Genomic DNA, 13,408 nt, shown 5'->3' with positions numbered 1-13,408 from the left:
GCGGCGCTCAGACCCGCGGGCCGTTGCTGATCGTCGCGTCGGAGAGCGCGCGGGCGAACACCAGTGCCTGGGCCACCGTCTCCGGGCCGTCACCGGCCTCGCTCACCCGCAGTGAGAGATCGTCAGCCGTCGCCGAACCGGTGTAGCCGTGGTCAGCCTCGCAGTTCGGGTCCGAACAGCCCGCGGGCTCCAGGTCCAGCCGCTGCACCGCACCCCAGCCGATCGTCAGCACCACCTCGCGCGGCAGCGTCCCCGGCGTGTACGTCTCCGGGTTCGCGACCATCCGGCTCAGCACGACCGAACCGATCCGGTCCAGCCGGACACTCTCCGTCGACGTCGTCGCGAACGGCACCGCCGGGCTGCCCGCGTCCCCCGACTGCTCGTCGGTGTGGCTCACCACGAACCGCGTCGGGGTCAGCACCAGCACCGTCACGTGCCGACGCACCTCGTTGGCGTCGAAGGTCGTCTCCTGGTGCACCAGGTAGGAGCTGATCGGCTCCGGGCCCACCGCGGCCTCGACCGCCTCGGACACCAGGGCCGGGTAGTAACCGCTGCGCTCGATCGCCGAGCGCAGGTCCTGAGTGCTGGTGGTACCGGTCTTCGCCATAACTCCATCCTGGCATGGTCCGCCGACGAAGCGGGCGGCACGGCGCCGAGCTTCGGACAACAGCGCCCACAGGCAGGCGCAACCAAGGAAGGTTACAGGCTGCTCATCGCGCGCGGGCCCAGATCGCTGCGGACGGGCAGCGGCGCGATCCGCACCCGCGCCCCCAGGATCGCCAGCCCGTACGGAGCCACGACCACCGGTTCGAGATCCACCGACGCGATCTCCGGCACGTCGTCCACCAACTGCGACACCCGCAGCAGCAACTCCTCCAGCGCGTCGGTGTCCACCGCCTCCGCGCCCCGCCAACCGAACAGCAGGGGCGCCGCGCGCACCTCCCGGACCAGCCCGGCCACCTCCTGGTCGGTCGCCGGGACCAAGCGGTGCGCCACATCGCCCAGCAGCTCGGCGGGCGCCCCCGCCAGGCCGAACGACAGGATCGCGCCGACCGCCGGATCCACCGTGGCACCGATCACGGTGTCCACCCCGCGCGGCGCCATCCGCTGCACCACCAGCTCCGCCTGCGCCGCACCGCCCAGCAGCGCGTCCAGCTCGCGGTGCGCCCGGCGCAGCCCGGGCTCACCGGTCAGGTCCAGCCGCACGCTGCCCAGGTCCGGGCGGTGGCGCAGGTGCGGGGCGGTGGCCTTCAACGCCACCGGGTAGCCGAGCGTCGCGGCGGCCCGCACGGCCGCCTCCTCGTCCGGGGCCGGCAGCGCCGGGAAGACGTCGATGCCGTAGCGGGCCAGCAGCTCGCGGGCCCCGGCGTCCGGCAGGGTGATCCGGGCGCCGCCCGGCTGCGTCCGCGCGGCGACCGCCGTCCGGGTGCTCAACGCCGCCTCGACCAGCGTGCGGGCACCCGGCTCGTCGATCCGGTCCAGCTCGGGCACCCGGGCCGTCTCCTCCGCCACGGCCGTCCGGCGCCGCCACTGCGCGTAGTGCACCGCGTGCGCCAGCGCCCGCACCGCCCGCTCCGGCGCCGCGAACGCCGGCACGCCCCCGGGGCGCAGCCGGACCGGCAGATCGGTCAACGCCAGATGGGCGAGCACCAACGGCTTGCCCAACTCCCTTGCCCTTCGGCTGGCTTCGAGCAGCGCGTCGGCGATCTCCGGATCGTCCGAACCCATCTCCGGATCGTCCGGGCCGGTCAGCCGGCCGCCCATGAAGGCGTGCGCGGACGTGCCGATCGGCGGGATCGCCACCGCGATCACCGCGTCCACCGCCGGATCGGCCAGCGCCACGTCCAGCGCGATCCGGAAGTTCTCGCCCGTCGCGGCCGTGGTCAGGTCGACCGGGGTGCGCGGCCGCAGGCCCGCGCTCAGGCAGGCGTCGTAGGTCAGCAGGCCCAGCGAGTCCGAGTTGCCGACCACCGCGACCCGGTCCCCCGGCGGCAGCGGCTGCAGGGCCAGCAGCTCCCCGGTGTCGTACAGCTCGGTGATCGTCTCCACCCTGATCACGCCCGCCTGCTCGAACAGCGCGCCCACCGTCGCGTCGCGCAGCCCCGTCGCGGTCGCCGGCACCGCGTGGCCCGGCGGCAGGCTGCCGGTGTGCCGGGCGCCCTTCACCACCACGACCGGCTTCACCGCGGCCAGCCGGCGCGCGATCCGGGTGAACTTGCGCGGGTTGCCGAAGGACTCCAGGTAGAGCAGCACCACCTCGGTGGCCTCGTCCTCCGCCCAGTACTGCAGGAAGTCGTTCCCGGAGACGTCCGACCGGTTGCCCACCGAGGCGAAGGAGGACACCCCCAGGCCCCGGCGGTGCGCCGACTCCAGCAGGGCCACCCCGATCGCACCGGACTGGCAGAAGATCCCGAACCCGCCCCGGCCCGGCAGCTGCGGAGCCAGCGAGGCGTTCAACGGGCGGTCCGGATCGGTGTTGATCAGGCCGAAGGCGTTCGGGCCGATCACCCGCATCCCCGCCGCCCGCGCCTGGCGCACCAGCGCGCGCTGGCGGTCCCTGCCCTCCGGACCGGTCTCCGCGTACCCGGCGGTCACCACCACCAGGCCCTGCACCCCGTGCGCACCGCACTCGGCGACCGCCGCCGGGACGGCCCCCTCCGGGACGGTGATCACCGCGAGATCCACCGGCCCGGGAATGTCCAGAACCGAACGGTGCACCGGGACGCCGTCCAGCTCGGTGCCCGGCGGGGCGTTGCGGTTCACCGCGTACACCGGGCGCGTGTCGTCGGCACTGCCCAGCAGGTCCCGCAGGATCGCCCGGCCCACCGTCTGCGGATTGCGCGACACCCCGATCACCGCCACCGACCGCGGGGTCAGCAGCCGCTGCACCGACTTCGCCTCCGCCCGGTGCTCGCGCGCCCGCATCACCGCGAGCGAACGGTCCGTCTGCTCAAGATCGAACTCCAGGTGCACCACACCGTCGGCGAAACTGCGGCGCTGCGTGTAGCCGGCATCGGTGAAGACCTTCACCATCTTCCGGTTCTCCGGCAGCACCTCCGCCTGGAACCGGCGGATCCCGCGCTCCTGCGCCACCGCCGCGATGTGCTCCAGCAGCGCCGACGCCACCCCGCGGCCCTGATGGGCGTCCTGCACCAGGAACGCCACCTCGGCGTCCGTCCCGGCCTCGGACGGACGGCCCTGCGCGTCGATCCGGTCGTAGCGGACGGTCGCGATGAAACGGTCCCGGACCACCACCGCCAGCGCCACCCGGTCCACGAAGTCGTGGTGGGTGAAACGGCGGACGTCCTTCTCCGACAACCGGGGATAGGGGGCGAAGAAACGGAAGTACTTGGACTGGTCCGACACCTGTGCGTAGAACTCCACCAGACGCTCCGCGTCCTCCGGCGTGATCGGCCGGATGCGGGCCGTACCGCCGTCCCGCAGCAGGATGTCGGCCTCCCAGTGCTGGGGGTAATCCGGTCCGGATTCCCGCCGGTCACCGGGGTCCTGCTCGGGCTGCGCCACTGCGGAGTCGTCCACATTCGTCAGGTTATCCGGCAGTGGGCCGAATGGCGCCGGGTGCACACTGGCTGCAGGGTGGGCAGGGCTGTCGGCCGCGCCTTATGCCCCGAAAAGAAACAATCACAAGTCCTGAACGCAGCGGCTCGCAGGGACCGCCTGCGTGCAACACTGGTCTAGACAACATGGCCGCTTCCCCGAGCACGGCCGTAACCAGCTTCACCGGAAAGGCACGTCTCATGGCTGAGCGCCGCGTCACCATCGGTTGGGCCGAGGGCCTGCACGCCCGTCCCGCCTCCGTCTTCGTCCGGGCCGTCACGGCCACCGGCGTGCCGATCACCATCGCCAAGCCCGGCGGCAACCCCGTCAACGCCGCCTCCATGCTCGGCCTGCTCGGCCTCGGCGCCCAGGGCGGCGACGAGGTCATCCTCGCCTCCGACGCCGAGAACGCCGACGACGCCCTCGACCGCCTCGCCAAGCTCGTCCAGGAAGGCCTCGACGAGCTCCCGGCCGCGGCCTGAGCCAACTCGACCGACCCGACAGGGGTGCCGCCACACCGTGGCGGCACCCCTGTTGACGTTGATCAGCCCTTCACGCAGACGACCTGCTTGAGGTGGGCGACCACTTCGACCAGGTCCTTCTGCTGCTCGATGACCTTCTCGATGGACTTGTAAGCGCCCGGGATCTCGTCCACGACGCCACTGTCCTTGCGGCACTCCACACCCTTGGTCTGCTCCACCAGGTCCTGCGTGGAGAAACGCTTCTTCGCCGCAGTCCGGCTCATCTTGCGGCCGGCGCCGTGCGAGGCCGAGTTGAACGCCGCCTCGTTGCCGAGACCGCGGACGATGTAGGAGCCGGTGCCCATCGAGCCGGGGATGATCCCGTAGTCGCCCGCACCGGCCCTGATCGCGCCCTTGCGGGTCACGAGCAGGTCGACACCGTCGTACGTCTCCTCCGCCACGTAGTTGTGGTGGCAGCTGATGACCTCGTCGAAGGTGACCTTCGCCTTGGTGAACTCGCGGCGGACGACGTCCTGGAACAGCGCCGTCATCACCGCGCGGTTGTTCTTGGCGTACTCCTGGGCCCAGAAGAGGTCCTGCCGGTAGGCAGCCATCTGCGGGGTCTCCGCGATGAAGACCGCGAGGTCCCGGTCGATCAGGCCCTGATTGTGCGGCAGCGAGCGGGCGACACCCATGTGGTGCTCAGCCAGTTCCTTGCCGATGTTGCGCGAGCCGGAGTGCAGCATCAGCCACACAGAACCGGATGTATCGACGCAAACCTCGCAAAAGTGGTTGCCGGATCCGAGCGTCCCCATCTGCTGCATCGCCCGCTCGCGGCGCCACTTGACCTCCCCGGCCACGCCGTCGAAGCGGTGCCAGAAGTCGTCCCAGCCCGCCGTCCGGAGGCCGTGCAGCTTGGTGGGGTCGACGGGGTCGGTGTGGAGGCCGCGGCCGACCGGGATGGCCTGCTCGATCTTGGAGCGGAGGCGGGAGAGGTCGTCGGGGAGGTCCTCGGCGGTGAGGGAGGTCTTCACCGCGCTCATTCCGCAGCCGATGTCGACGCCGACCGCCGCCGGGCAGACGGCGCCCTTCATGGCGATGACGGAACCGACGGTCGCGCCCTTGCCCAGGTGGACGTCGGGCATCACGGCGAGGCCGTGCAGCCAGGGCAGGGAGCTGATGTTGCGCAGCTGCTGCAGGGCCTGGCCCTCGACGGTGGCCGGGTCGGTCCACATCCGGATCGGGACCCGGATTCCGGGCACCTCGGTGTACGTCATGGTTGAACGACCTCCAGCGGTCGGGTGGTTCGGGCAAGGGGGTGCCGCGCGCAGAAGCCCGGTGCGGCTCGGGGAAGTTCAGGGGGTGGGGCTCAGGCGCCCTGGGCACAGGGGGAGGACGGCCTCGGGGAGCGTCGGCGTATGGCTCGCTCGACCCGCATGGTGACCGCCTCCCTTCGTTCGTCGTCGTTCGTCGTCGTTCGTCCGTGTGTGCCGGGGATATCTATCCACGGAACGCCGCTGGCCCGCAACGGATTTAACAACGCGACGGCCCGGCGGAGCGGGTGCTCCACCGGGCCGCGCGGGAAACGGCGGGTCAGCTGACGACGGTGACCTCGCCGATGCCGAGGGCCCGCACGTCGTCGGCGATGACGGCGGCGTCGCCGACCAGCACGGTGACCAGGCGGTCCGGCGGGAAGGCGGCGACGACGGCCTCGGTGGCGGCGGCGGTGGGCAGTTCGGCGAGCTGCCGGTAGACCTCGGCCTGGTAGTCGTCCGCGAGGTGCTGCTCGACCTGGTCGGCCAGGGTGCCGGCGACCGAGCCCGCGGTCTCGTACTTCAGCGGGGCGACGCCGACCAGGAACTGCACGGCCTCGTCGCGCTCGGCGTCGGTGAGGCCCTCGGCGGCGAGGGTGCGCAGGATGGTCCAGGTGTCGGCGAGCGCCGGGGCGGTGGAGGCGGTGTCCACCGAGCCGCTGATGGCGAGCAGCGAGCGGCCGCTGCCGTCGGCGGCGGAGCGCAGCGGCTGGGCGAAGGAGCGGACGCCGTAGGTGTAGCCCTTCTCCTCGCGCAGGACGCGGTCGAGGCGGGAGGTGAGGGTGCCGCCGAGGCAGTAGGTGCCGAGGATCTGGGCGGCCCAGACGGGGTCGTGGCGGTCGGGGCCGATGCGGCCGATGAGGAGTTGGGTCTGGACGGAGCCGGGCCGGTCGACGATGACGACGCGGCCGCGGTCGTCGGCGGTGACGGGGGCGTGGGCGGAGGCTTCGGCGGTGTTGCCGGTCCAGGTGCCGAGGGTGCTCTCCAGGAGGGCGGGCAGCTCGACGCCGGTGAGGTCGCCGACCACCACGACGGTGGTGGTGGCGGGGCGCACGTGGGCGTCGTAGAAGGCCTTGACGGCGGCCCGGTCGATCGACTTGACCGTGTCGGCGGTGCCGCTGCGGGGCCGGGAGAGGCGGTCGGCGCCGTCGAAGAGCTCGGCGTAGAGGGCCTTGGCGGCGCGCCGGGCGGGGTTGGCCTGCTCGTGGACGATCTCGTCCAGGCGGTTGGCGACCAGGCGCTCGATCTCCTCGGCGGGGAGGGCGGGGGCGCGCAGGGCGTCGGCGAGCAGGGTGAGGCCGCGCTGGAGCCGGGAGGCGGGGACCTCCAGGGCGACCCGGATGCACGGGTGGTCGGCGTGGGCGTCGAGGGTGGCCCCGGCGCGTTCGAGTTCGGCGGCGAACTCCTCGGCGGTGAGGGTGTCGGTGCCCTCGTTGAGGGCGCGGGCGAGGATGGCGGCGATGCCGTCGAGGCCCTCGGGTTCGGCGGCGAGCGGGGCGTCGAGCAGGACCTCGACGGCGACGAGCTGCTGGCCGGGCCGGTGGCAGTGCAGGACGGTGATGCCGTTGCCGAGGGCGGCGCGCTCGGGGGCGGGGAAGGCCCAGGGGCTGGGGGTGCCGGGCTCGGGCTGGGGGTGGAACGTCATGGCGGGGACGTAGTCGGTGCTCATGCGGCGGCACCCTCCTCATCGGTGGCGGCGGGGGCGTCGGTGTCGTCGGCCGTGGTGGGCTCGTAGACGAGGACGGCCCGGTTGTCGGGGTGGAGCCGGGCCTTGGCGACGGCCTGGACCTCCTCGGCGGTGATGTCGAGGACCTTGGGGAGGGCGTCGTTGAGGAGCTTCGGGTCACCGAACAGGACGGCGTAGCGGCAGAGTTCGTCGGCGCGGCCGGCGACGGTGGTGAGCCGGTCGAGCCATTCGCGCTCGATCTGGGCCTGGGCCCGTTCGAGTTCCTCGGGGGTGGGGCCTTCGGCGGCGAAGCGGGCGAGTTCCTCGTCGACGGCGGCGTCGATCTGCTCGATGGTGGCGTCGCCGGAGGTCTTGACGTCGAGCCAGCCGAGGCTGGGGGCGCCGGCGAGGCGGAGCAGGCCGAAGCCGGCGGCGACGGCGGTGCGGTCGCGGCGGACGAGCCGGTTGTAGAGGCGGCTGGACTCGCCGCTGCCGAGGATGGTGAGGGCGAGGTCGGCGGCGTCGGCGTCGCGGGTGCCGTCGTGCGGGAGGCGGTAGGCGGCCATCAGGGCGCGGGAGGGGACGTCCTCGTGGACGTGCTCGCGCAGTTCGCTGCCGATGGTGTCGGGGAGTTCGCCGGAGCGCGGCGGCTGCTTGCCGTCGTGGGCGGGGATGCTGCCGAAGTACTTCTCGACCCAGGCGATGGTCTGCTCGGGGTCGATGTCGCCGACGACGGTGAGGACGGCGTTGTTGGGCGCGTAGTAGGTGCGGAAGAACGCGCGGGCGTCGTCGAGGGTGGCGGCGTCGAGGTCGGCCATGGAGCCGATCGGGGTGTGGTGGTACGGGTGGCCGTCGGGGAACGAGAGCGCGGTGAGCTTCTCGAAGGCGGTGCCGTAGGGGACGTTGTCGTAGCGCTGGCGGCGCTCGTTCTTGACGACGTCGCGCTGGTTCTCCATGGACGTCTCGTCGAGGGCGGCGAGCAGCGAGCCCATGCGGTCGGCCTCCAGCCAGAGGGCGAGCTCCAGCTGGTGGGCGGGCATGGTCTCGAAGTAGTTGGTGCGCTCGAAGCTGGTGGTGCCGTTGAGCGAGCCGCCGGCGCCCTGGACGAGCTCGAAGTGCCCGTTGTTGGAGACGTTGGCGGAGCCCTGGAACATGAGGTGCTCGAAGAGGTGGGCGAGGCCGGTGCGGCCCTTGACCTCGTGGCGGGAGCCCACGTCGTACCAGAGGCAGACCGCGGCGACCGGGGTGAGGTGGTCCTCGGAGAGGACGACGCGCAGGCCGTTGGCCAGGCGGTGCTCGGTGATGGCGATGGCGGCGCCATGTCCTCCGGTGGAGGCGGATGCGGGGGCCGGGTTGGCCATGCGCTCGGGTCCTTCCCGTCGTCGATGTCGGGGTTCGTGTGGCGTCCCCCATTGTGGTGCAACGCGCGGGGGGCGTGTTCGTGTCCCGCGCAGACGGGGCGTTCGCCAGGGGCGGAAGAGGGGCGCTGGCCGGGAGTGTCGGCGCGAGGGTCCACAATGGGGGCGCCGAGCCCTGTTGACGGGGGTCGGCGGATGGACGTCAGAGACTGACCGAGACACAGCAAGCGAGACGTAAGGGAGCCCCGCCGCGATGGCCCGCCGCAGTTCGCAGACCCCGCCGCCCGGAGACTTCGAGGAGCGGATCCTCGATGTCGACGTCGTGGACGAGATGCAGGGCTCCTTCCTGGAGTACGCCTACTCGGTGATCTACTCGCGTGCGCTTCCGGACGCGCGGGACGGTCTGAAGCCGGTGCACCGCCGGATCCTGTACCAGGCCAACGAGATGGGCCTGCGGCCGGACCGCGCACACGTGAAGTGCGCCCGTGTGGTGGGCGAGGTGATGGGCCGGCTGCACCCGCACGGCGACGCGTCGATCTACGACTCGGTCGTCCGGATGGCGCAGCCGTTCTCGATGCGGCTGCCGCTGATCGACGGCCACGGGAACTTCGGTTCGCTGGGCAACGACGACCCGCCGGCGGCGATGCGCTACACGGAGTCGCGGCTGACGGCGGCGTCGATGGCGATGGTGGAGTCGATCCACGAGGACACCGTCGACTTCGGTCCGAACTACGACGGCAGCGAGCAGGAGCCGTTGGCGCTGCCGGCGGCGTTCCCGAACCTGCTGGTGAACGGCGCGACGGGCATCGCGGTCGGCATGGCGACGAACATGCCGCCGCACAACCTGTCCGAGGTGGTGGCGGCGGCCCGGCACCTGATCAAGCACCCGACCGCGGACCTGGACACGCTGATGCGGTTCGTGCCCGGTCCGGACCTGCCGACGGGCGGGCGGATCGTGGGCCTGTCGGGGATCCGGGACGCGTACGAGTCGGGCCGCGGCACGTTCAAGATCCGGGCGACGACGACGGTGGAGGCGGTGACGGCGCGCCGCAAGGGCATCGTGGTGACCGAGCTGCCGTACAACGTCGGCCCGGAGAAGGTCATTTCGAAGATCAAGGACCTGGTCAACGCGAAGAAGCTGCAGGGCATCGCGGACGTCAAGGACCTGACCGACCGCGAGCACGGGCTGCGGCTGGTGATCGAGGTGAAGAACGGCTTCGTGCCGGAGGCGCTGCTGGAGCAGCTGTACAAGCTGACGCCGATGGAGGAGACCTTCGGCATCAACAACGTGGCGCTGGTGGACGGCCAGCCGCTGACGCTGGGGCTGAAGGAGCTGCTGGAGGTCTACGTCGACCACCGGTTCACCGTGGTGCGGCGGCGCAGCGACTTCCGCCGGCGCAAGCGGGAGGAGCGGCTGCACCTGGTCGACGGTCTGCTGGTCGCGCTGCTCGACATCGACGAGGTCATCGCGATCATCCGGTCGAGTGACAACGCGGGGCAGGCGAAGGAGCGCCTGATGGAGCGCTTCTCGCTGTCGGAGACGCAGACGGCGTACATCCTGGACACTCCGCTGCGGCGGCTGACCCGGTTCGACCGGGTGGAGCTGGAGCAGGAGAAGGCGAAGCTGAACGCGGAGATCGCGGAGCTGACCGAGATCCTGGACTCGGACTCCCGGCTGCGCAGCGTGGTGTCGTCCGAACTCGGCGCGGTGGCGAAGCAGTTCGGGACGGAGCGGCGGACGGTGCTGCTGGAGGCGGGGGCGGCGCCGTCGGCGGCGCTGTCGGTGCCGCTGGAGGTGGCGGACGACCCGTGCCGGGTGCTGCTGTCGTCGACGGGCCTGCTGGCGCGGACGGCGGACGGGGAGCCGTTCGAGCTGTCGGAGAAGCGGTCGAAGCACGATGTGATCGTGTCGGCGGTGCCGGCGACGGCGCGGGCGGACGTCGGTGTGGTGACGTCGGCGGGCCGGGTGCTGCGGCTGCCGGTGATCGATCTGCCGGCGCTGCCGCCGACGCCGTCGCCGACGCTGGCCGGCGGGGCTGCGGTGGGCGAGTTCCTGCGGTTGGAGGCCGGGGAGCGGGCGCTGGCGCTGACCACGCTGGACGAGTCCTCGCCGGGGCTGGCGCTGGGCACGCTGCAGGGCGTGGTGAAGCGGGTGGTGCCGGAGTGGCCGGCGAACAAGGACGAGTTCGAGGTGATCGCCCTCAAGGAGGGTGACGAGCTGGTGGGCGCGGTCGAACTGCGCACCGGCGAGGAGGACTTGGTCTTCATCGCTTCGGACGCGCAGCTGCTGCGCTATCCGGCGGGGCAGGTGCGCCCGCAGGGCCGTCCGGCGGGCGGCATGGCGGGGATCAAGCTCTCCGACGGGGCGCGGGTGCTGTCGTTCACGGCGGTGGATCCGGCGTCGGACGCGGTGGTGGTCTCGGTGGCGGGGGCGTCGGGGACGCTGACCGGCGAGGAGCAGTCGTCGTGGAAGGTGACGCCGTTCGAGCAGTACCCGCGCAAGGGCCGGGCGACGGGCGGTGTGCGCTGCCAGCGGTTCCTGCGTGGTGAGGACGGTCTGACGTTCGCCTGGGCGGGTGTGGCCCCGGCCCGGGCGGCGTCGGACAAGGGCGTGCCGGTGGACCTGCCGGAGCGCGACCCGCGCCGTGACGGTTCGGGCACGCCGGTGACGGCTCCGATCGCGGTGGTGGCCGGCCCGGCGTAGGGCGCGGGCGTGGTGGAGGAGGGGTGCCGGAGCGGTCCGGCGCCCCTCCTCCGTCGTTCCGGGGCGCGGCGGGTGCCGAGGGTAGCCTTGCCCGGGTGAGCACCTGTGCGACGCTGTCGCGTGAACTTTCGGAGCCGCTGACCGCCACCGCCGCGGTGGCGACCACGTGGCTGCTGGTGGAGCAGAACGGGCCGTGGGGCGCGAAGGCGCTCGGGGAGAGCCATCTGGACCCGGCGACGGGGCGGGCGCTGGACGCGGCCGCGGCGGGCACCGGGGTGCGGGTGGCGCTGATCCGGCGGCCGGGTCGGCACGCGGACTGCCTGCCGACGGCGCGGCACGAGGTGGTCGTGGCGCACACGGTGCCGGGTCGCGGCTGGGTGCGCCGGGCGGAGGTGGCCGATCCGGCGGAGCTGCTGGAGCTGGACTTCGCGGCGCTGGGCGCCGGCGACCACGGCGGTTTCGGGGTGGAGCACGTCGGCGGCCCGTTGGCGCTGGTGTGCACCAACGGGCGGCGGGACCGCTGTTGCGCGCTGCTGGGCCGCCCGTTGGCGGCGGAGCTGGCGGCGGCCGGGCACAGCGAGGTGTGGGAGGTGACGCATCTGGGCGGGCACCGCTTCTCCCCCACGATGCTGGTGCTGCCGTACGGCTACGCGTACGGGCGGCTGACGGCGGAGGCGGCCAAGGAGGTGCTGGCGGCGACGGCGGCCGGGCACATGGTGCCGGCCTGGTCGCGGGGCTGTTCGGGCTGGGAGCGTCCGGGCCAGGCGGCCGAGCACGCGGTGCGGCTGGCGACCGGGGAGACCGGCGTGGGCGCGCTGACGCTGACCCAGCGGCCGGACGGCGCGGGCCGCTGGCTGGTCTCGGTGCTGCACGAGGACGGCCGGGCCTGGGAGGTGGACGTGATCGAGGCGGTGAGCGAGCCGGCGCGTCCGGAGAGCTGCGGCAAGGCGGCGGGGACGCCGTCGCGGATGGACGTGCTCTCGGTGCGGGGCCAGTAACGGGACGGAAGCGCGCCGGCAGGGCCTTCAGCAGGTCGGGAGCACGCGGGCGGCCCCGCGCCCGTGGGGGTGAGCGCGGGACCGGAGCGCGCGGGCGGCCCCGCGCCTGCTGTCCACGGAGGTGCGCGGGGCCGTCACGTCGGTGTCGGCTCAGCCGGTGACGGCCTTGCCGACGAACTCGGTGGTGTAGGTGCGGGAGAGGTCGATGCTGCCCTCCTTGCCCTTGACGTCCGGGTGGAAGGCGGCGAGGACGGCGAGGACGGTCTTGGGGCCGTCGGCCGGCATCACGCCGTCGGTGGTGAACATCGGCAGGGTCGCCTTGATCGCGGCCGCGTACTGCTCGGCGCCGCCCTGCGCGTAGTCGGCGGGCATCTTCGCGGCGATCTCCTCGGGGCTGTGCGTGGACATCCACTTGAGGGTCTTGACGAAGGCGTTGGCGAGCTTCTGGGTGGTGTCCTTGTTCTTCTCCACCCAGTCGGTGTTCATGTAGAGCGAGGACGACGGGTAGAGGCCGCCGAGGGCGTCGCGGGAGCCCTCGGGGGTGCGCATGTCGTAGAGGATCTTGCCGAGGCCCTTGTCGAGGACGTTGGCGACGGTCGGGTCGGTGGTCATCCCGCCGTCGATGCTGCCCTGTTGGAGCGCGGCGATGAAGGTCTGGCCGGCGCCGACCGCGATCGGGCTGAACTCGCTGACGGCCGTGCCGTTCTTGACGGCGAGGTACTTGGTGAGGAAGTCGGTGGAGGAACCGATGCTGGTGACGCCGAGCTTCTTGCCCTTGAAGTCGGCACCGGACTTGATGGCGTCGGCCTGCTTGGTGGAGACGAGTTCGACCTCGCCGGGGGCCTGGGAGAACTGCACCACGGACTCGACGATCTTGCCCTTGGCCTGGAGGTCGATGGTGTGGTCGTAGAAGCCGACGGCGCCCTGGACGTCGCCGGCGAGCAGCGCGGTGGTGGCGTTGACGCCGGCGGGCTCGCTCATCAGCTCGACGTTGACGCCGGCGTCGGCGAAGAAGCCGAGCCGCTGGGTGAGCATCGCGGGCAGGTAGATGACCTTGTCCAGGCCACCGACCATGATCTTGACCTTGGGTCCGTCGACCTGCCGGCCGGCCGGGGCGGCGGCGCCGTGGGTGGTCGTGGCGGCGTCGTTGGCGCAGGCGGAGAGCGGGAGGAGCAGGACGGCGGCGAGGGCGGCCGCGGCGGGTCTGCCGATCGGGTTCGGGCGCATGGGTGGGGGTGCCTCTCTCTGCGAGGGGGATCAGCGGCGCAGGGGGGTCAGCGAAGCGGGGGGTTCGCGACGCAGGGGGTTCGCGACGCAGGGGGTGGGGTTCAGCGGCCAAGGGGCAGCGAC

The 13,408-nt window shown here is 72.4% G+C and carries 9 protein-coding genes; 3 read left to right on the top strand and 6 right to left on the bottom strand.

Annotated features, from left to right (window positions below):
- Positions 1-7: 7 nt before the first annotated feature.
- Both ACFVTF_RS28125 and ACFVTF_RS28120 read right to left on the bottom strand, forming a co-directional pair.
- Positions 8-607 carry a DUF5998 family protein gene (locus ACFVTF_RS28125; protein WP_063349374.1) on the bottom strand — a complete coding sequence of 200 codons (600 nt, stop codon included), beginning with the start codon at positions 605-607 and terminating at the stop codon, positions 8-10.
- A gap of 92 nt (positions 608-699) precedes the next feature.
- Complete coding sequence (locus tag ACFVTF_RS28120; RefSeq protein ID WP_371519058.1) at positions 700-3,540, bottom strand: GNAT family N-acetyltransferase; 2,841 nt, start codon at positions 3,538-3,540, stop codon at positions 700-702.
- Positions 3,541-3,758: 218 nt separating this feature from the next.
- On the opposite strand from ACFVTF_RS28120, the gene ACFVTF_RS28115 reads away from it, so the two are divergent.
- Positions 3,759-4,040 (top strand): HPr family phosphocarrier protein, encoded by a 282-nt coding sequence (locus ACFVTF_RS28115; protein WP_030057672.1) that lies wholly within the window; start codon positions 3,759-3,761, stop codon positions 4,038-4,040.
- Positions 4,041-4,102: 62 nt separating this feature from the next.
- Here ACFVTF_RS28115 and ACFVTF_RS28110 read toward each other — a convergent pair whose 3' ends face one another.
- From ACFVTF_RS28110 to ACFVTF_RS28100, 3 genes are all read right to left on the bottom strand, one after another.
- Positions 4,103-5,296 carry an RtcB family protein gene (locus tag ACFVTF_RS28110; protein WP_387817199.1) on the bottom strand — a complete coding sequence of 398 codons (1,194 nt, stop codon included), beginning with the start codon at positions 5,294-5,296 and terminating at the stop codon, positions 4,103-4,105.
- A 316-nt stretch (positions 5,297-5,612) separates the two neighbouring features.
- On the bottom strand, positions 5,613-6,977 hold the full coding sequence (locus ACFVTF_RS28105) for a M16 family metallopeptidase (RefSeq protein ID WP_387817210.1): 1,365 nt from the start codon (positions 6,975-6,977) through the stop codon (positions 5,613-5,615).
- 20 nt (positions 6,978-6,997) lie between these two features.
- Positions 6,998-8,359, bottom strand: a complete 1,362-nt coding sequence (locus ACFVTF_RS28100) for a M16 family metallopeptidase (protein WP_371519056.1) — start codon at positions 8,357-8,359, stop codon at positions 6,998-7,000.
- A gap of 250 nt (positions 8,360-8,609) precedes the next feature.
- On the opposite strand from ACFVTF_RS28100, the gene ACFVTF_RS28095 reads away from it, so the two are divergent.
- Positions 8,610-11,060: a DNA topoisomerase (ATP-hydrolyzing) subunit A gene (locus ACFVTF_RS28095; protein WP_371519055.1), complete on the top strand. Its 2,451-nt coding sequence runs from the start codon at positions 8,610-8,612 to the stop codon at positions 11,058-11,060.
- Positions 11,061-11,155: 95 nt separating this feature from the next.
- The gene (locus ACFVTF_RS28090) at positions 11,156-12,058 is read left to right on the top strand and encodes a sucrase ferredoxin (protein ID WP_371519054.1); all 903 of its coding nucleotides are present in this window, start codon (positions 11,156-11,158) and stop codon (positions 12,056-12,058) included.
- A 150-nt stretch (positions 12,059-12,208) separates the two neighbouring features.
- Here the strand turns inward: ACFVTF_RS28090 and ACFVTF_RS28085 are convergent, their stop codons facing one another.
- Positions 12,209-13,285 carry an ABC transporter substrate-binding protein gene (locus ACFVTF_RS28085; RefSeq protein ID WP_371519053.1) on the bottom strand — a complete coding sequence of 359 codons (1,077 nt, stop codon included), beginning with the start codon at positions 13,283-13,285 and terminating at the stop codon, positions 12,209-12,211.
- Positions 13,286-13,408 lie beyond the last annotated feature (123 nt).

It is taken from the genome of Kitasatospora sp. NPDC057940, assembly GCF_042887425.1.
GTDB lineage: Bacteria > Actinomycetota > Actinomycetes > Streptomycetales > Streptomycetaceae > Kitasatospora.
This window is presented reverse-complemented; position numbering and strand designations above follow the sequence as displayed.

Excerpts from the sequence above, each read along its gene's own strand:
- ACFVTF_RS28100 (WP_371519056.1), bottom strand. The coding sequence starts at position 8,359 with ATGGCCAACCCGGCCCCCGCATCCGCCTCCACCGGAGGACATGGCGCC.
- ACFVTF_RS28125 (WP_063349374.1), bottom strand. The coding sequence starts at position 607 with ATGGCGAAGACCGGTACCACCAGCACTCAGGACCTGCGCTCGGCGATC.
- ACFVTF_RS28095 (WP_371519055.1), top strand. The coding sequence starts at position 8,610 with ATGGCCCGCCGCAGTTCGCAGACCCCGCCGCCCGGAGACTTCGAGGAG.
- ACFVTF_RS28105 (WP_387817210.1), bottom strand. The coding sequence starts at position 6,977 with ATGACGTTCCACCCCCAGCCCGAGCCCGGCACCCCCAGCCCCTGGGCC.
- ACFVTF_RS28110 (WP_387817199.1), bottom strand. The coding sequence starts at position 5,296 with ATGACGTACACCGAGGTGCCCGGAATCCGGGTCCCGATCCGGATGTGG.
- ACFVTF_RS28085 (WP_371519053.1), bottom strand. The coding sequence starts at position 13,285 with ATGCGCCCGAACCCGATCGGCAGACCCGCCGCGGCCGCCCTCGCCGCC.
- ACFVTF_RS28115 (WP_030057672.1), top strand. The coding sequence starts at position 3,759 with ATGGCTGAGCGCCGCGTCACCATCGGTTGGGCCGAGGGCCTGCACGCC.